The sequence below is a fragment of the Verrucosispora sp. WMMC514 genome (assembly GCF_027497295.1).
GTDB classification, from domain to species: Bacteria; Actinomycetota; Actinomycetes; order Mycobacteriales; family Micromonosporaceae; genus Micromonospora; species Micromonospora palythoicola.
This window is the reverse complement of sequence record NZ_CP114906.1, coordinates 2,275,784-2,295,931: the sequence shown is the minus strand read 5'-3', so window position 1 is coordinate 2,295,931 and position 20,148 is coordinate 2,275,784. Positions and strand designations below refer to the sequence as shown.

General features: G+C 70.6%; 7 protein-coding genes. 6 read left to right on the top strand and 1 reads right to left on the bottom strand.

Going from position 1 to position 20,148, the window contains the following annotated elements; translation table 11 throughout:
* Positions 1-5 precede the first annotated feature (5 nt).
* The gene (locus O7597_RS10285) at positions 6-1,265 is read right to left on the bottom strand and encodes a DUF418 domain-containing protein (RefSeq protein ID WP_269740704.1); all 1,260 of its coding nucleotides are present in this window, start codon (positions 1,263-1,265) and stop codon (positions 6-8) included.
* Between the two features lie 320 nt (positions 1,266-1,585).
* Between O7597_RS10285 and sbnB the strand changes: the two genes are divergently transcribed.
* The 6 genes from sbnB to O7597_RS10255 are packed head-to-tail and all read left to right on the top strand — an operon-like array spanning position 1,586 to position 20,127.
* Complete coding sequence (gene sbnB, locus O7597_RS10280) at positions 1,586-2,680, top strand: 2,3-diaminopropionate biosynthesis protein SbnB (RefSeq protein WP_281582563.1); 1,095 nt, start codon at positions 1,586-1,588, stop codon at positions 2,678-2,680.
* Between the two features lie 41 nt (positions 2,681-2,721).
* On the top strand, positions 2,722-3,660 hold the full coding sequence (sbnA, locus tag O7597_RS10275) for a 2,3-diaminopropionate biosynthesis protein SbnA (RefSeq protein ID WP_269740705.1): 939 nt from the start codon (positions 2,722-2,724) through the stop codon (positions 3,658-3,660).
* Entirely contained in the window at positions 3,636-6,368 is a 2,733-nt protein-coding gene (locus O7597_RS10270; RefSeq protein WP_269740706.1) for an aldehyde dehydrogenase family protein, read from the top strand. Before sbnA ends, O7597_RS10270 begins: the two co-directional genes overlap by 25 nt.
* Positions 6,365-8,059 carry a thiamine pyrophosphate-binding protein gene (locus tag O7597_RS10265; protein ID WP_269740707.1) on the top strand — a complete coding sequence of 565 codons (1,695 nt, stop codon included), beginning with the start codon at positions 6,365-6,367 and terminating at the stop codon, positions 8,057-8,059. Before O7597_RS10270 ends, O7597_RS10265 begins: the two co-directional genes overlap by 4 nt.
* Before the next feature lie 2 nt (positions 8,060-8,061).
* Positions 8,062-9,318, top strand: coding sequence for a beta-ketoacyl-ACP synthase II (fabF, locus tag O7597_RS10260; protein ID WP_269740708.1), 1,257 nt, complete (start codon positions 8,062-8,064; stop codon positions 9,316-9,318).
* Between the two features lie 45 nt (positions 9,319-9,363).
* Positions 9,364-20,127 carry a non-ribosomal peptide synthetase gene (locus O7597_RS10255; RefSeq protein WP_281582562.1) on the top strand — a complete coding sequence of 3,588 codons (10,764 nt, stop codon included), beginning with the start codon at positions 9,364-9,366 and terminating at the stop codon, positions 20,125-20,127.
* Positions 20,128-20,148 lie beyond the last annotated feature (21 nt).

Sequence of the window (20,148 nt, the reverse complement as noted above, 5' to 3'; positions counted from 1 at the left end):
GCGGCTCACCCACGGTTCGGTGTCACGGCCGTGGACACCCTGTGCAGCAGCCATTCCAGGGGTCCACGGCCGATGAACCGGCGCCAGAGCGGGAGCGCCAGCAGCGTCACCGCCACCGTGACAGCCAGGGGCACCGAGGAGCCGGCCAGGATCGCCGAGCTGAAGCCCGGTGCGAACCCGAGCTGGAGCGCCGCGATCAGCACGATGTGCCCGGCGTACGCCGTGAGCGGCAGCGCACCCACCGACGCCAGCGGATAGAGCAGCACGGGTACGCCGCGGGCGAGGACCAGGCAGAGACCGATCACCGCGAGGGCCAGACCGGTGACCGCGAAGATCTCCATCGGGGAACCGCTGTGCCCGGCCGTGTCGAGCAGCATCAGCGGGTGCCCGGTGGACACCGCGCCCAGCCCGGTCGCATTGAGCGTCCGCGCCTCGCCGACTGGGATCCCCATGCTCGCCGATACCGCGCGCCATCCGCCGAGCGGCTCCATCACCGTCCACGACAGCGCGTATGCGCCCGCCGCCAGCGCGGCGCCGCCGCCCAGCAACGCGTACTGCACGCGGCCGGCACCGAGGTCGAGCCGCCCGACCGCCATCCCGGCGAGCACTAACGGCAGCCAGGTCAGCACCGGGTAGGGCCCGGTGATCAGGATTCCCTCCAGCGCGGCCGCCCAGCCGTCCGCCGATACCAGGGTGGCCGCCTGCGGCACGTGACCGCCCTCGTAACCGTTCAGCACGGTGGAGCGCAGGAGGAAGGACAGCAGCGGCCCGGTGATCGCGAGATTCGCGGCGAGGACCGCCAGGGTGCCGGCCGGCAGTTTGACGAGTGGGATCGCGACGAGGAACAGCACCGCGTAGACGGTCAGGATCTCCTTGATCGTGGTGCCGAGCAGCGTCAGCCCGAGGCCGAGCAGGAAGAGCAGCGCGGCGCGGACCGCCAGCTGCACGCACCGCAGTGCCAGCGGCCCCCCGGTGCGGGGCTGGGAGCCACCGGTGACGAGCGCGACCGAGACGCCGGCCAGGAGCGCGAACAGCCCGGCGGCCCGTCCGTTGAAGGCCTGGTACGTCCAACCGGTGGCGGTTTGCGGCCCCAGGTGGGTGGCGAACATGCCTAGGACCGCGCATCCACGGGCCACATCGATGCCGATGTGCCGGGCCGCCCGACGGACGGACGTGAGCGATTCACCAGGTGGGAAGCCCGCGACCTCCGGCGGCTTGTCGGAGACTCTGAGTGATGAGTCGGTTGCCCCGTGTGCAACGTCCATGAGGCAAGTATGTGGAAAGTACGGAACTTCCGACTCCTACGTGAGACGGAGAGCGGGGATGAGATTCCTGGTCGTCCCCGCCGTCGATGTCCGCGCCTTCCTTCCTTCGGAGGATTTTCGGGGGCCGGAGGTCGCGGATGAGGCCCCCGAGGTGGCCCGGCGGTCTCTTCGCCGCAGGTCGACAGGGATCATCGTCGTGTCAATGCGGGGCTGGAAGAAATTTCGCGGGTGGCCTCGAACATGAGAGACCGGGTAGCTTCACTTTCGACGTACCGGCCACGCTATTCGGCCGTCACACTCATTCGCCGACGACGATAATCATGCGCCCTCTGGCGGCGGAGAGGGAATGTCACTGCAGTCATGGGGGATTCGTTGTGACGTCCAATTTTGTTGAGCAACCCACCTTCGCCGTGGTTCCGGGCGTTCAGGTGCGGGCGGTGATCGAGGGAAGCGCCTCCACCGTCATTTCGATAATCGAGGATGCCTACCGGGCGCACGGAGGCGGCCGGACCGTCAATCCCGATTCCTACTTCCTGCGGTTCCCGGACCGTCCGGAATCGCGCATCATCGCACTGCCGGCCTCCCTCGGCGGCGACACCGGTGCGGTGGACGGCATCAAATGGATCTCCAGTTTCCCCGGCAACATCGCCTCCGGCCTTCCGCGGGCCTCGGCCGTGCTGGTGCTCAACGACCCGGCGACCGGATACCCGTACGCGTGCCTGGAATCCTCCATCATCAGCGCGGCCCGCACCGCAGGGTCGGCCGCCCTGGCCGCCCGGGAGCTCAGCCGGGACCGCGGCCGACCGGTCCGGCTCGGCATCGTCGGCACCGGCCTGATCGCCCGGCACGTCTATCACCACCTGCGCGCCCTCGACTGGGACTTCGACCAGGTCGAGCTGTTCGACCTGGTCGGCGGCTACGCGGCCGCGCTCGCTGAGCACATCGACAAGGCGGCCGGCCGTGCGGTCGCGAGGGTTCGGGACTCCGCCGAGGGCGTGATCCGCGACAGTGACCTGGTCGTGCTGACCACCACCGCAGGTGAGCCGCACCTGACCGAGCCCGGCTGGTTCGATCACCACCCGCTGGTGCTGCACCTGTCGCTGCGCGACCTGTCACCCGAGGTGATCGCCGGCGTGGTCAACGTGGTGGACGACGTCAACCATTGCCTGAAGGCCAACACCTCGGTGCACCTGCTGGAGCAGCGGACCCACAGCCGGGACTTCATCGCCGGAACGCTCTGCGACGTGCTCACCGGCAAGCTCGCGGTGCCGGCCGACCGTACCGTCGTGTTCTCGCCGTTCGGCCTCGGAGTCCTAGATCTGGCAGTCGGCCGGCATGTCTACGCGGAAATCGCCAAAGCCGGTCAGCTCATTGATGTCGAAGGATTCTTTGCGGAGCTGGACCGCCACGCCTGACCGTCGGCCGGCGACTTCGATTTACAGCAAGAGGGGGTAGGATGCCCATTATCGCTCGCGCTGACGAGTTCAATACCAGCGACCTTTTCGTCGACCTCGCCGAAGGCTTCGGAATTCCTCTCTACCTCAAGTGCGAGGGTTTCAACTTCGCGGGATCGATCAAGCTGAAGGCTGCGCAGGAGATGGTGGAATCGGCCGAGCGTCGCGGCCTGCTCCGGCCCGGCGACACCATCGTCGAATCATCGTCGGGAAATGTCGGTGTCGCGCTGAGCACCATCGCGGCAGGCCGTGGATACCGTTTCGTCTGCATCATCGACCCGCACTGCAACGAGACCATCCGACGGCAGATGATCGCCCTCGGCGCCGAGGTGCACCTGGTCACCGAGCCGGACGGCCCGCGCGGGCTGGTGGGTGCCCGGATCGCCCACGCCCGGGCCCTGTGCGCGCGACACGACGACTACGTCTGGCTCAACCAGTACGACAACCCGGACAACTGGGCGGCGCACGCGCAGTCCACCGGCCCGGAGATCGTCAAACAGTTCCCGGACGTGGACGTCCTGTTCATCGGCGCTGGCACCACCGGCACCGTGATGGGGTGCGCGCGCTATTTCCGCGAGTACCGGCCGCAGACGCGGATCGTGGCGGTGGACGCGGCGGGGTCCTCACTCTTCGGCGGCGAGCCCAAACTGCGCCGCATTCCCGGGCTGGGCAACCGCATCAAGCCGGGCATCCTCGACACCTCGTTCATCGACGAGGTGGTCGTGGTGGAGGAGGCGGAGACGGTACGGATGTGCCGCCGTCTCGCCCGGCGCGGCTTCCTGCTCGGCGGCTCCACCGGAACGGTGGTCAGCGGCGCCGCGCGTTGGCTCGCCGGATACGTCGGCGGCCCGCTGATCTCGGTGGCGGTGTCCCCCGACCTCGGCAGCCACTACCTCGAAACGATCTATCGCGACGAATGGGTGCACCAGTACTTCGCCTGAAGAGGAACGGGAGCCGTAGGATGCTCGTTGACGAACGTGACCAGGAGATCCCCCTGGCCCGGGTCACCGCGCGGTGTCACGACCTGGTCGCGGAACTGCGGCACTGTGGGGTGACCGAGAACGACCGTGTCGTCTTCTCCGCCGCCAATTCGGCCGAGTTCGTTGTCGGCCTGTTCGCGCTGATGGAACTGGGCGTGTCGATCGCCCTGGTGGACCGCGGCGCCACCCAGTCCGACTGCGCCGCCCTGGTCGGTGAGTCGGGCGCACGCTGGTTCCTCTCCGACCACCCGTCGCTGGACGCGGCGTTCGATCGGGTCCGGGTCGGCTGGCTGCAACTGGGCGAGCTGACCGCCGAGCGGGTCGAGCCGGTCGCCACGGGCACGTCCGGCCTGTCCTTCGACCGCTGGCGCAACCGCCGGGACGCGTTGATCGTCTGGACGTCCGGCAGTTCCGGGGCGCCTAAGGGCATCGTCCGCTCCGGCGCGTCGGTGCTCGACAACGTCGAGCGCACCCAGGCCCGGATGGGCTACCACGCCGACGACGTGCTGCTGCCCCTGCTGCCCTTCACCCACCAGTACGGGCTGTCCATGCTGCTGCTGTGGCGGCAGGTCGGCGCCACCCTCACCGTGCTTCCCAGCACCCGGGTCGATCGGGCGCTCGAGGTCATCGAGCGCCGGAACGTGACAGCGGTGGACGCCGTCCCGGCCGCATACCGGGCGATGCTGCGTCTGACCGACGGGAACCGGCTCGCCGGTCGCCGATTCTCCTCGGTCCGGCTGTGGTGCGTCGGCGGTGAGCCGCTGCGCGACGACCTGCGCCGGCAGTTCGCGGAATGGGCCGGACAGCCGCTGCTCGACGGGTACGGCAGCAGCGAGGCCGGCAACATCGCGCTGGCCACCGTCGAGCTACCGGAGCACAGCGGGCCGCCCCTGGACGGGGTCACCGTGGAGATCCTCGACGAGGCCGGCGCCCGGGTCGAGCCCGGCACCGTCGGCGAGGTCGTCGTGCGCACCCCGGACATCATGGTGGGCCTGCTCGAACCGGGCGGGCGGGTCCGGCCGGTGCATCGGCCGGCGCACCACACCCAGGACGTCGGCTTCGTCGACGAGAGGGGCAACATCCGGGTCCTCGGGCGCAAGTCCGCGGTGCACCGCTTCGGGCACACCCTCTATCCCGACGTCATCGCCGACAAGGTCAGCGATTGTGGCGTACCGGTCCGGGTCGTGCCTGTGGAGGACCCGGCGCGCGACACCCAGCTGGTCTTCGTCGTCGCCGACACCGAGGGCCGCCCGGCGGCGCACTGGCGGCGGGTGCTCGGTCGCCGCCTGGCCGAGTACGAACGGCCCAACCGGGTGGTCGTGCTGGACGCCTTCCCGCTTCTGAACAACGGGAAGGTCGACGCCCAGGCCCTCACCGACGTCGCGGCCTCGGCGGTCGCCCTCAACGGCGTCAAGGGCGTGCTGCCGGTCGGCCACCCGAACGAGGCCGCGACCGACGTGTCCACCATCCCGTTTCCCGATCGCGCCGCCCGGCTGGCCGATCTGGCCGCGATGCTGCGCCGCCGCCGCTCCGAGGTGATCGACCTGCTCACCGAGGTCAGCAACTACAAGACCGCGTACGGCGAGGTGGACGCGGCGATCGCAGCGCTGGAGGGCGCGGTCGACGAGGTGACCCGGTACGCGCCCGGCCCGGTCAAGCAGATCGGCGTGCTCATGCCGTCGAACATCCCGCTCTACAGCTACATCCTCTACCTGGTCATTCCGTCGCTCTACAGCGAGCGGGTGGTCTTCCGGCCGTCCCGACGGATCGAGGACCAGGTCCGCAAGCTGCACTCGATGATGGCCGACGAGCACCGGCTGCCGATCGTGCTGGACGAGGCCGACCAGCGGGAGTTCCTCGAGAACGAGGGCGGCCGCTCGGACGTGCTGGTGTTCACCGGCACCTACAACAACGCCGAGAAAATCCGCTCCGGCCTGCGTAAGGACCAGCTCTTCCTCTACTTCGGCCAGGGCGTCAACCCGTTCATCGTCGGCCCGGACGCGAACATCCCGGAGGCGGTCGACGGTCTGCTACGGGTGCGGATGCTCAACTCGGGGCAGGACTGCTTCGGGCCCGACGTGGTCTTCGTGCACACGTCGATCAGCGCGCAGTTCTGCAACCTGCTGTGCCGCCGGGTGTCCGCGCTGCGGTTCGGCCGCTACGACGACCCCACCGCCGAGTACGGCGCGATGTTCTACCCGGACGCGTTCGACGCCTCGCTGTCGTACCTGCTCAAGAACCGGGAGTACCTGGCCGCCGGCGGCCAGGTGAACCTGGCCGACAACCACCTGCACGCGACGGTGCTGATCCGGCCCGCCGACACCGCCCTGAACCCGCCGGAGTTGTTCGCCCCGATCTTCAGCGTGGTGCCGTTCACCTCCGCCGACTGGCTGCACAAGGCCATCGACCACCCCTACTTCGAGGAGCGTGCGATGGCAGCCACGGTCTACGGATCGATGCCGGAGACGGTGGAGATCCTGCGGCGCCGGCACACGGTGAGCGTCAATGAGACGCTCATCGAGGTCGACAACGGCAACGCTCCGTTCGGCGGCACCGGCATCCGGGCCAACTACGCCGCGATCGGCAGGAAGCGCACCGCCGAACCGCTGCTGCTCAGCAAGGCCGTCGCCGACCACCTGGGCGGCCGTGACCGGCGAGGTGACGTGTGAGCGCGGAATCGGTCACCGGCTGCTGGCAGGCCGCGGTCCAGACCCTCGCCGCCGCCGGAGTGGAGACGGTGTTCGGCCTGCCCGGTGACGACCTGGAGGCGCTGGCCGCGGTCACCGCCGCCGGGCTGGGGTTCACCCTCTGCCGGGACCAGCGCAACGCGGCCTTCATGGCCACCGGGTACGCGCTCCAGTCCGGCCGGCCCGGCGTCGCCGTCGTCGGCAAGGGCCCGGCCGTGACCAACACCGTCACCGGTCTGCTGGAGGCCCGGTCGTCCGCGGCACCGGTACTGCTGCTGGCCGGCGGGACCGCGCTGGAGCAGCGGACCGCCGGGGCGTTCCAGGAGCTGGACCAGCTCAGCGTGGTGCGGCCGCTGGTCAAGTGGGCCGAGCGCGTCGACCACCCGGACCGGCTGGCGCCGCTGCTGCGTCGGGCACTGTTCACCGCGGTGGACGGCGTTCCCGGTCCGGTCTACCTGGAGCTGCCGGACCACCTGCTCACCACGGACTTCACCCTGCCCGCGCCGGCGGTGACCGCTCCGGAACAGACCGCAGGGCTGGTCGTCCGTCCCGACTCCGCGACGCTCACTGCGGTGCGTGCCGCGCGGCGCCCGATCATCCTGGTCGGCGGCGGCATGCGGCACCGCAACGCCGACCGCCGGGTGGAACGCCTGGCCGAGGCGCTGGGGGCTGCGGTGGCCGTCACCGCCAGCGGCCGTGGGGCGGTCGACGAGTCGACCCCACTGTTCGCCGGCGTGGCCGGCCTCTACACACCGGAAGCCGCCAGAGTCCTGTGGGCGGACACCGACTGCGTCGTCAGCCTCGGCAGCCGGCTGGAGGAGACGGTCCGGTTCGGGTGGCCGGACGCGCTCGGCGTCACGGTGCCGGTGATCCAGGTCAACGTGAGTGCCGCCGAACTGCGTACCGAGCTCGCCGGTCCCGCCGTGATCGCCGACGCCGGCGCGCTGCTCGACGCGTGGCTGGAGCGGCTCGCCGGGCACACGCCCGCCGCCGACTGGGCGGGCCGGGTCGCCGAGGTGCACACCAGCCTGCGGTCCGCGCCCCGGGCCGCCGCCGGCAGCGGGCCGGAACCGCGGATCGCCGACGTGCTCGACGCCCTGACCCGGGTACTTCCCGGCGACCTGGTCCTGGTGCAGGAGAACGGCCTACAGGACATGTGGTCGTACCTGTTCCCGCTCTACGCCTGCGACGGCGGTGCCGGCTCCATCGTGCCGTCCGAGCAGACCAGCCTCGGCTTCGGCGCGGCCGCGGCGGTCGGCGTACGTCGCGCCGCCCCGGACCGCGCGGTGGTCGCGCTCGTCGGGGACGGTGCGTTCGACCTCTTCGCCGCCGACCTGCCGACCGCCGTGGCGGAGGGCGGCATCCTCTACGTGGTCCTGCGCAACGGCGGCTACGGCTGGCTGCAGACCCAGCTCGACCAGCGCACCGCACCGATCCCCGGCCGTGCCTTCGTCGATCCCGGCGCCGTCGGCATGCGGGCGCCGGACGTACCCGGCCTGCACCAGATCACCGTGACCGGCCGGGACGCCCTCGACGGCAACGTGACCGAGGCGTGGAAACGCTGCCAGGCCGGCCAGGTGGTGGTGCTCAACGTCCCGGTGAGCCTGACTGACGCCCTGTTCGCCGGGCACACGGCCGGCGGCGACTTCCCCGAACCGCCCGAGAGGAGCTGAGGATGCCCGACACCGTGCAAGGCCGCCGGAGAGTGGTGGTGACCGGGTGGGGCGCCGTCACCCCGCTCGCCCTCACCGTCGACGAGACCTGGCAGGCGATGCTGGCCGGCCGCAGCGGAATCGGCCCGATCACCTGCATCGACGCCTCCGACCTGCCGACCAGCATCGCCGGTGAGGTGACCGGGTTCGACCCGAAGGCCTACCTTGATCACCGGCGGGTTCGCCGGATGGATCCCTACTCGCAGTACGCCTACGCCGCCGCCGTCCAGGCCGCGCAGATGGCGAAACTCGACACCGACGGCGACCTCGGCCCGCGCGCCGGGGTGCTGATCGGCAGCGGGTACGGCCCGATGACCTCGCTGGCCGAGCACGTCGTCGCGATGGGCGAGCGGGGCCCGCGCGCGGTCAGCCCGTTCGCCCCGGTCACCGGCGCCATCGACAGCGCGGCGGGGGAGATCAGCCTGGCCTTCGGCGCGCAGGGCCCGAGCCGGGCGATGAGCAGTGCCTGCGCCTCCGGTACCGACGCCATCGGCGAGGCCGCCCGGTGGATCCGGCACGGGGTGGCCGATGTGGTGGTCGCCGGCGGTGCGGAGAACATCCTCACGCGGGTCGACATGGCGGGCAGCGGCAACGCCAAGGCGCTGTCCACCCGGGTCGACACGCCCAGCGAGGCGTCCCGGCCGTTCGACGCCGACCGGGACGGATTCGTGATGAGCGCCGGCGCCGGGGTGCTGATCATGGAGTCGGAGGAGCACGCGCTGGCCCGTGGCGCCCCGATCCTGACCGAGGTCGCCGGGCACGCGTCCACGTCGGACGCCTACCACTGGACCGCGCCGCATCCGGAGGGGCGCGGGGTCCGCGCGGCGATGTCCGGCGCGCTGGCCGACGCCGGGCTGACCCCGAACCAGGTCGACTACATCAACGCGCACGGCACCAGCACGCTGCTCAACGACGTGGCCGAACTCGCCTCGATCCGGGCGGTCTTCGGCGACCGGGCCGAACAGATCCCGATCAGTTCCACCAAGTCGATGACCGGCCACATGATCGGTGCGGCCGGCGCGTTCGAGGCGATCGTCTCGGCGCTGGCCATCAACACCGGCGTGGTGCCGCCGACGATCAACTGCCATCGGCCGATCGATTCGAGGATCAACTTCGTCGCCCACACCGCCCAGGAGCACGTCGTTGACGTCGCGATGAGCAACTCGTTCGGGTTCGGCGGCCACAACGCCGTCGTCGTACTGCGCCGCTGGCAGCCCTGACCCGGGCACGGACCAGCTACGAAGCTCCAAGGAAACGGGGACCCCATGCAGGAAGCCGCCATCCGCCGCCGGCCGCTGTCGGTGGCGCAGCAGGGGATTTGGTACGCCCAGCAGCTCAACCCGGACAACGTCTCGGTGATGTCGGAGTACCTGGAGATCCACGGTGCGATCGACGTCGACCTGTTCCGCGAGGCGCTGCGGCGTACCGTCGCCGAGGCCGAAACCGTCCAGGTGCGGTTCGAGACCGACGAAAGCGGCGTCTGGCAGTACCCGCTGCCCGAGGTCACGCTGCGGTTCATCGACCTGGCGGACCGGCCGGACCCGCTTGCCGCCGCCGAGGAGTGGATGCGTGGCGACCTGCACAGCGGGTTCGACCTGCACGGCGGCACCCTGTCGGTGGACGTGCTGTTCCGGGTCGGCGCCGACAAGTTCCTCTACTACCAGCGCAACCATCACCTGATCGCGGACGGGGTCAGCGGCCGGCTGTTCACCGACCGGCTCGCCGAGATCTACACCGCCCTGGTGGCCGGCACCGAGTACCGCCCCGCGTACTTCGGCACGCTCGACGACTGCCTCGCCGACGAGGAGGCGTACCGCTCCTCGCCGGCGTTCCAGCGGGACCGGGACTACTGGACCCGGCGGCTGGCTGCCCGGCCCGCGCCGGTCGGCCTGACCGCGAAGACCGCCCCGGCCAGTGCCCGGCCAGTCCGGCGGACGGTCATCGTCGACCCGACGGTGATGGACCGGCTGCGTGCGGTGGCCCGCCGGAACAGGAGCACCTGGACCGTCGGGCTGCCGGCCGCGGTGGCCGTCTACCTGCACCTGACCACCGGCGCGCGCACGGTGCCGATCGGTCTGCCGGTGGCCGCCCGGCGCACCAAGGTGATGCGGGAGACGCCGGTGATGGCGAGCAACATCCTCGCGCTGATCATCGACATCGACCCGGCCATGACCTTCACCGAGGTGCTGCGCCGCACCACTGAGGAGATGCGCGACGTCATCAAGCACCAGCGGTACCGGCAGGAGGACATCCGGCGCGACCTCAAGCTCGGTGGCGCCGGCCAGCTGGCCGATGTGGTCATGAACATCATGCCGTTCGACTACGACGTCACCTTCGCCGGTCACCCGGTGACGGCGCACAACCTGTCCAACGGGGTGATCGACGACATCGAGATCACCGCCTACGACCGGCTGGACGGCGGGCCGGTGCGGCTCGACGTCGACGGCAACCACGAGCTGTACTCGGCTGACGAGGTGGCATACCACCAGGACACGCTGTTGCGGCTGCTGAAGCGCCTGGTCGAGACGCCGGACGTGCCGTTGGCCAGGATCGATCTGATCACCGACGAGGAACGGGAACGCGTCCTGGTCGAGTGGAACCGCACCGCTGACGACGAGGAGCGGACCGGAGTCGTGGAGCGGGTGCGGTCCTTCGCCCGCGACACCCCCGACGCGGTCGCGGTTCAGGACGACGAGCACCTTCTGACGTACGCCGCACTCGCGGGCCGTGCCGGCGCCCTGACCACCCGCCTCCGAGCCGCCGGCATCGGCCCCGGCGACCTGGTGGCGTTGCCCACCGACTCCGGTGCCGGATTCGTCACCGCGGTGCTCGGCGTGCTCGGGGCCGGCGCCGCCTACGTGCCGCTCGACCTGGACGCGCCGGTCGCCCGGAACGCCGGGGTGCTGCGCGACTGCGCCGCCCGCCTGCTGGTCTGCCGGCCGGCGCTGGCCGGTCCGGCCCTCGAACTGATCGACGCCGCCGGAGTCCCGGCCGAGGTCCTCGCGCTCGACGACAGGGTCGAGGCCGTCGACGACCTGACCGGGCCGTACGGCACCGAACTGGACCTCGCATACGTCCTGTTCACCTCCGGCTCCACCGGCAAACCCAAGGGTGCCATGGTGCACCGCCGCGGCATGGTCAACCACCTGCTCGCCAAGGTCGCCGACTGCGGCCTGGACGCGGACACCACGGTCGTCCAGAACGCCCCGCTAACGTTCGACATCTCGATCTGGCAGATGCTCGCGCCGCTGATGGCCGGTGGCCGTACCCGGATCGTGCGCCGGGACACCGCCACCGACCCGGCCGCCCTGTTCGGACTGATCGAGCGGGAGCGGATCGGGGTGCTCGAGGTGGTGCCGTCGCTGCTGCGCACCGCGCTGGACTCCTGGCAGGAGCAGCCCGCTACGGCGCCCCAGCTCAGCACCCTGCGGTGGCTGCTGGTCACCGGCGAGGCCCTGCCCGCCGACGTGGGTGCCCGATGGCTCGAACGGTATCCGGCCGTGCCGCTGATGAACGCGTACGGCCCGACCGAGTGCTCCGACGATGTCACGCACGCGGTGCTGCGGACCGCGGCAGACCTCGGCGACGGACCGGTGCCGATCGGATCCGCGCTGCGTAACACCACCCTCTACGTCCTGGACGACCGGTTGCGGCCGGTGCCCGTCGGCCGGCCGGGAGAGCTCTACGTCGGCGGTCTCGGGGTCGGCCGCGGCTACCTGAACGACTCCCGGCGCACCGCCGCCGTCTTCGTCGCCGATCCGTACACGCCCGGTCCCGGCGCCCGGATGTACCGCACCGGCGACTACGTACGGTCCCGGCCGGACGGCAGCCTGGTCTTCCTGGAGCGCCGCGATCACCAGGTGAAGGTCCGCGGCCACCGGATCGAACTGGGCGAGATCGAGACGGTGCTGAGCCGGCACCCCGGCGTCGGGCCGCTGGCCGTGGTGGTGCGCGAGGACCGGCCGGGGGACCGCCGGCTGGTGGGATACGTGGTGCCCGCCGCCGGCGCCGGAGCGGTGGACCTGCGCGCCTACGCCGAGGCGGAACTGCCCGCGTACATGGTGCCGGCCGCGTTCGTGGAGCTGGACGCGCTGCCGCTGACCGTCAACGGCAAGCTCGACCGGCACCGGCTACCGGCACCCGAGTACACCACCGGGTACGAGACGCCGTGCACGATCACCGAGGAGCGGGTGGCGGCCATCTTCGCCGACGTCCTCGGGGTCGGCCGGGTGGGTGCCGGCGACGACTTCTTCGAACTGGGCGGCGACTCGCTGCTCGCCACCCGGCTGGTCGGCCGGGTACGTTCCGTGCTCGGTGTCGAGCTGACCATCGGCTCGGTGTTCGAGTCGCCGACGGTCGCGGCGCTGGCCCGGGTGGTGGACACCGCCGGGCAGGCCCGTCGTGCGATCACGCCCCGCGAGCGTCCCGAGAGCGTGCCGCTGTCGTACGCCCAGCAGCGCCTGTGGTTCCTCAACAAGCTGGGGGAGTCCGGCGGCCTCTACAACATCCCGCTTCCGCTGCGGCTCACCGGGCCGCTGGACAAGGCCGCCGTGATCGCCGCCGTCGGTGACGTGGTGCTCCGGCACGAGCCGCTGCGCACCGTGTTCGCCGAGGTGGACGGCGAGCCCCGACAGCGGCTGCTGGACGAGGCCGAGACCGCGGCCCAGATCGCCGGCGCGTTCGAGGTTCGGCCGGTGACCGCGGCCGAGTTGCCGGCCCGGCTGACCGAGGCGAGTGGGCACCACTTCGACCTGGAGTCCGCTATCCCGATCCGGGCGTCGCTGTTCGAGCTGGGCCCGGAAGAGCATGTGCTGCTTGTGGTGGTGCATCACGTGGCGGGTGATGGGTGGTCGTTGGGTCCGTTGTTCAGGGATTTTGGGGTGGCTTATCGGGCTCGGGTTGTGGGTGTGGTGCCGGTGTTTGGTGTGTTGCCGGTGTCGTATGTGGATTTTGGGTTGTGGCAGCGGGAGTTGTTGGCGTCTGTGGGTGGGCGTCAGGTGGAGTTTTGGCGTGAGGCGTTGGCGGGTGCGCCGGTGGTGGTGGATTTGCCGGTGGATCGGGTGCGTCCGGTGGTGGCGTCGTATGTGGGTGCTCGGGTGGATGTGGTGTTGCCGGTGGGGGTGCATGCGCGTGTGGTGGAGGTGGCCCGGGCGCGTGGGGTGAGTGTGTTCATGGTGTTGCAGGCGGCGGTGTCGGTGTTGTTGGCGCGGTTGGGTGCGGGCACGGATGTGGTGGTGGGCACGGCGGTGGCGGGGCGTGTCGATGAGGTGGTGGAGGACCTTGTCGGGTTTTTCGTGAACACGTTGGCGTTGCGGGTGGATGTGTCGGGGGATCCGTCGTTCGCGCAGTTGTTGGAGCGGGTTCGTAGGGCGGATGTGGCGGCGTTCGGGCATCAGGATGTGCCGTTCGAGCGGTTGGTGGAGGAGTTGAATCCGCAGCGGTCGTTGGGTTGGCATCCGTTGTTTCAGGTGATGTTGGTGTTGCAGAACACTCCGCAACCGGATCTGGACCTGCCCGGCATCGAGGTCGCGGTGGAGCGGATTCCGACCACCACCGCCAAGTTCGACCTGCTCTTCGACCTGGAGGAGACCTTCGACCGGGACGGCCGTCCGGCGGGGATCGTCGGTGGCATCGACTACGCGACCGATCTGTTCGACCACGCCACGGTGGAGGGCTTCGCCGCCCGTTTCCGCCGACTGACCGAAGGGCTGCTCGCCGACCCGAGGGCGCGGATCAGTGCGGCCGATGTGCTCGCACCGGCTGAGCGCCGCCGGGTGCTGGAGTCGTGGAACGACACCGCGGTGCGGTGGGACGACAGCTCCCTGATCGAAGTCCTGGAGTCGGCGGGGCGGCGGTTTGGCGATCGGGTTGCGGTGGTGTGTGGGTCGGAGTCGGTGACGTATGGGGAGTTGCACGAGCGGGCGGGTCGTTTGGCTGGTGTTTTGGTCGGGCGGGGTGTGGGTTCGGAGTCGGTGGTGGCGGTGGCGTTGCCGCGGTCGGTGGATGCGGTGGTGGCGTTGTTGGCGGTGTGGAAGGCCGGTGGTGCGTATTTGCCGGTGGATGTGTCGCTTCCGGTGGAGCGTATTCGTTTCATGGTTGCTGACGCGGGTGTGGTGTGTGCGATTGCTGATGATTCTTTGGCGGGTGTGTTTCCGCGGGTGGTGGGGGTTGGTGAGCGGGCGGATGAGGTGTTGTCCGGGGTGGTGGTTCCGGATGATTCTTTGGCTTATGTGATTTACACGTCGGGGTCGACGGGGCGTCCGAAGGGTGTGGCGGTGGCCCGGTCCGGGGTGGTGAATTTGCTGCGTTGGGCGGGGGACTTTTTCGGTGTTGATGGTTTGTCGTCGGTGTTGTTGTCGACGTCGTTGAGTTTCGATGTGTCGGTGTTCGAGTTGTTCGCGCCGTTGGCGGTTGGTGGTCGGGTGGAGGTGGTGCGGGATTTGACGGTGTTGGTGGAGCGGGGTGGGTGGTCGGGCAGTTTGGTTTCGGGTGTGCCGTCGGTGTTCGCGCAGATCGTGGCTTCGGGTGTGGATTTGGATGTGGCGCGGGTGGTGTTGGCCGGTGAGGGGTTGCCGGCGTCGGTGTTCAACGCGATCGACGCGCCGGAGATCGTGAATATTTATGGTCCGACTGAGGCGACGGTGTATTGCCTGGCGTGGCGTTCGGCGGGTGGGCGGGTGTTGTCGCGGCCGGCGTTGACCGGGCGTCCGGTGGCGAACACGCGGGTGTATGTGTTGGACGCCGGGTTGAATCCGGTGCCGCCGGGTGTGGCTGGTGAGTTGTATGTCGCGGGTGCTGGTGTCGCGCGTGGTTATCTCGGGCGGGCGGGGCTGAGCGCGCAGCGGTTCGTCGCTGATCGGTTTGGTCCGCCTGGTGCGCGGATGTATCGCACGGGGGATCTGGTGCGGTGGACCGCTGGTGGGGACATCGACTATCTGGGCCGGGTCGACAACCAGGTGAAGGTCCGGGGGTTCCGGATCGAGTTGGGTGAGGTCGAGGCGGTTCTGGCTGGTGTTGACGGGGTCGAGTCGGCGGTGGTCGTGGCCCGTGGTGATCATCTGGCCGGGTATGTGACCGGTGGGGTGGACGCGGCGGTGGTGCGTGAGCAGGCGGTGCGGGTGCTGCCGGGTTACATGGTGCCGTCGGTGATCACCGTGTTGGACGCGATGCCGATGAACGCCAACGGCAAGTTGGACCGGGCGGCTCTGCCGGATCCGGTGTTCACCGCCGGCGGTGGTGCTCGGGCTGCCGGGTCTGTCACCGAGGAGCTTTTGTGTGAGGTGTTCGCCGAGGTTCTGCGCGTGGAGTCGGTCGGTGTCGATGACGTGTTCTTCGACCTGGGTGGGCATTCGCTGTTGGCGACTCGGCTGGTGTCACGGGCGCGGGCGGTTCTCGGGGTGGAGTTACCGATCCGTGCCGTGTTCGAGGCACCCACCCCGGCCGGGTTGGCGGTGCTCGCCGCGGACGCCCCGCCGGCCCGGCCCGCGATCACGGTGCGTCCGCGTCCGGCGCGGTTGCCGTTGTCGTTCGCCCAGCAGCGGTTGTGGTTCCTCAACCGGCTCGACACCGGCGGTCTCTACAACATCCCGATCGCGATCCGTCTCACCGGTGACCTCGACACTCAAGCGCTGATCACCGCGATCGGCGCGGTCGTGACCCGACACGAAACCCTGCGCACCATCTTCCCCGACCAGGACGGACAACCCCGCCAGGAAATCCTCACCCCAACCGAAGCCCAAGCCCGGCTCCGGGTGAGCACCAGGGCCGTCGACCTGCGCGAGGCGGCGAACGTGACGTTCGACCTCGCCACCGACCTGCCGATCAAGGTGTCGCTCAGCACCCGGGCGCCCGGCGAGCACCTCCTGGTGATCGTGCTGCACCACATCGCCGGGGACGGTTGGTCGCTGGCGCCACTGCTGCGGGACCTCGCCGACGCGTATCGAAGCCCCGGAACCCCGCTACCGCAACTGGCGATCGGCTACGCCGACTACGCCCTCTGGGAGCAGGAGCAGAGCGGCGCGCACGCCCGGCACCTGAACTTCTGGCGGCGATACCTGGAGGGCGCACCGGACGTCGTGGAGATCCCCGGCGACCTGCCGCGTCCGGCCGTGTCGACGCATCGGGCCGGGGTCGTCGAATACCGCCTGGACGCGGACCTGCACCGGCGACTCACCATCCTGGCCCGCGAGCACAACGCCAGCCTCTTCATGGTGCTGCACACCGCGCTCAGCGCCCTGCTCACCCGCCTCGGCGCCGGCACCGACATCGTCATCGGCACCCCCGTCGCCGGCCGCACCGACACCGCCCTCGACGACCTCGTCGGCCTCTTCGTCAACACCCTCGTACTACGCACCGACACCAGCGCCAACCCCACCTACACCGACCTGCTCCACCAGGTACGCCACACCAACCTGGCCGCGCTCGCCCACCAGGACCTGCCCTTCGACCGCCTGGTCGACGACCTCAAACCCGAACGCTCACTATCCCGACACCCCCTCTTCCAAATCATGTTCGCCCTGCAGAACAACACCGACCCCGACCTACCACTCGACGACATCCACGTCGAAGCAGTCGACCTCGGCACCGGCCCAGCCAAATTCGACCTCACCATCGAGGTCAAGGAAACCTTCGACGGCGACGGTGCCCCGGCCGGTCTGACCGGGCATTTCGTGTACGCCGAGGATCTCTACCAGCACGGCACGGCCGAGCGCCTCGCGCGGCAGTTCACCAGGATCCTCGAGGTCCTGACCGAACGACCCGGCGAGCGCATCGGCGACGCCGTGCTGCTCGACGATGGCGACTGGCTCACCGCGGGCAGCCCGGTCGAGCACCCGGCGCTGCTCGATCGGTTCGCGGCCCGGACCGAAGCGACCCCGGACTCGACCGCGCTTGTCACGGCGACCGAGCGGCTCACCTACCGGCAGCTCGACGACCGGGCGGACCGGCTCGCTCATCGACTGCTCGCCGCGGGCGCCGGCGCGGAACAGGTTGTCGCGGTCGCCCTGCCGCGCACCGCCGACCTCGTCACCGCCGTGCTGGCGGTGCTCAAGGCGGGCGCGGTGCTGCTGCCGATCGATCCCGACCTGCCGGCCGAGCGGATCGCCTTCCTCGTCCGCGACGCCGGGGCCGGCCTCTTCGTAACCGCGGGCGGCACATCCGTGCCCGAGGGGGTACGGGTCATCGACACCCGCGACGAATCCGGCGCGGTGCCGGACGGCCCGGCCGACGTACGGGTGGACCCGCGGGCCGCCGCCTACCTGATCTACACCTCGGGCTCCACCGGACAGCCCAAGGGTGTCGTGGTTCCCTACCGGGGTCTCGCGGCCCTCGCCGCGGAGCACGCCGACCGGTGGGCCGTGAGCGCCGGGCGCCTACGGGTGGGTCTGACCGCCGCGTTCTCCTTCGACACCGCCTGGGAGGGCACGCTGCTGATGGCCGCCGGCCACGAGTTGCACCTGGTCGACGAGCAGACCCGGCTCGACGCGGAGGCCTTCGTCGCCCTGGTCGACCGGGAGCGGCTCGATTTCCTCAACGTCACGCCCACCCATCTGCGGGCGCTGATGGCCGCCGGGCTGTTCGGCGCCGACCGGCATCACCCGCGCGTCCTCGTGGTCGGTGGTGAGGCGATCGACCGGGGCCTGTGGGCGGACATCGCGGCGCTGCCAGGCACCTCCGGCGTCAACTTCTACGGCCCCACCGAGACCACGGTGGACGCCTTCGGCCAGGACATCGTCGCGGGCACCGAACCGGCGATCGGTCGGCCGCTCACGGGAATGGCCGGGTACGTGCTCGACGAGCGGCTGCGGCTCGCGGTGCCCGGTGCGGTCGGTGAGCTCTACCTGGCCGGCCCGCAGCTCGCCCGGGGCTATCTGGGCCGGCCCGGACTCACCGCGGAACGGTTCGTCGCCGACCCGTTCGGTGCTCCCGGCGAGCGCATGTACCGCACCGGTGACCTGGTGCGGCTGCGGCACGACCGTGTCCTGGTCTTCCACGGGCGATCCGACGGCCAGCTCAAGATCCGTGGGTTCCGCATCGAACCGGGGGAGATCGAGGCGGCGCTGACGGCGCTCCCGGGGGTGGCGCAGGCGGCGGTCGTGGCCCGTACCGACGCGCGTGGTCATCAGCGGCTCGTCGGGTACGTCCGCCCGGAGACCGGCACCGCCGCGGCACCGGAGGCCCTCCGGTCCGCCCTGCGCGCCACCCTGCCGGACTACCTGGTGCCGGCCGCGATCGTCGCGGTCGACGGGTTCACCAGGACCGCGAACGGCAAGCTCGATCACCGCGGCCTGCCGGAACCGGACTTCGGTGCCATCGCCAGCACCGCCGCGATGCCCCGTGACCAGCGTGAGAAGGTGCTGTGCGGGATCTTCGCCGAGGCGCTGGGCCTGCCCGGTGTCGGTGTCGAGGACAGCTTCTTCGATCTGGGTGGCGACAGCATCGTCTCGATCCAGGTCGTCAGCCGGGCCCGCAAGGCCGGACTGGTGATCACCGCCAGGGACGTGTTCGTGCACAAGACGGTCGCCGGACTGGCCGCGGTCGCCACTGAGACCGACGGCTTCGCCGTGGCCGCCGACGACGGGGTCGGCGAGGTGCCGCTCACCCCGGTGATGCGTGCGCTGACCGCCAGCGGCGGCTCGTTCACCACCTTCAACCAGACCGAACTGATCGTCGTGCCAGCCGGGCTGGAGTGGTCCGAGCTGACCGGTGCCGTGCAGGCCGTGCTGGACCGGCACGACATGCTGCGGGCGGCGTACCGGCCGGAGGACGACGGATCGCTGGTCGTGCCGCCGCCGGGCACGGTGGCCGCGGCGGCCCTGATCCGTCGGGTGGACCTGGCCGAGGCGGGCGACCCCCGCGCCGTCATCGCCGCCGAGGCCGACGCCGCCCGCCGCCGGCTGTCGCCCGAAGCCGGCCGGATGATCGACCTGGTGTGGTGCGATGCCGGCGACACCACGCCCGGCCGGCTCATCGTCGCCGTCCACCACCTGGTGATCGACGGAGTGTCCTGGCGGATCCTGCTCAGCGACCTGGCCGAGGCGTGGCAGGCCGTCGCGGACGGTGGCACCCCGCGGCTCGCTCCGGTCTGGACGTCGTTCCGCGCCTGGTCGCGCCGGCTCGCTCAGGCAGCCCGCGAGCGGATGACGGAGTTCGAGCACTGGCAGACCGTCCTCGACGGTGCCGACCCGATCCTCGGGAGGCGCAAGCTGGACCCGGCCACCGACACCATCGGCAACGCGGTCACCCGCCGAATCGGGCTGGCGGTCGCGACCACCCGGGCCCTGCTGACCGAGGTGCCCGCCGCCTTCCACGCCGGTGTCGACGACGTGCTGCTCACCGGCCTGGCCCGGGCGGTCAACCGGTGGCGGCAGCGACGCGGGCTGAACAGCGACAGTTCCGTGCTGATCGACCTGGAGGGGCACGGCCGGGACGAACTCGTGCCGGGCGCCGACCTGTCCCGCACGGTCGGATGGTTCACCAGGGTCTACCCGGTACGCCTGGATCCCGGTGACCCGCGGCGGCCCCTCGACGAGTCCGTCAAGTCGGTCAAGGAGCAGCTGCGGGCGGTCCCCGGCGGGGGACTCGGGCACGGGCTGCTGCGACACCTGCATCCGGAGACCGCCGACCGGCTCGCCGCCCTGGGCGATCCGCAACTGGCCTTCAACTACCTGGGCCGCTTCCGGACGTCCGCGCCGGACTCCACTGCGGAGCCGTGGACCCTGGTGACCGGCGCGGAGCAGCTGACCGCGGTCGGTGACGACGACCTGCCGTTCGCCCACGCCATCGAGATCAACGCGGTGGCCGAGGACGGCCCGGACGGGCCCCGGCTGACCGCGACACTGGCCTGGCCGCGGGGGCTGTTCACCGACGCCGAGATGGGTGACCTCGCCGAGGACTGGCTGCGCGAGCTGGATGCGCTCGCAGCACTGGCCGACGACCCGATGGCGGGCGGCCTCACACCGTCCGATCTGGAGCTCCTGCCCCTGAGTCAGGACGACATCGACCTGCTCGAGGACGACGAGACCGACTGAGCGCAGCCGAGCGCGAGAGAG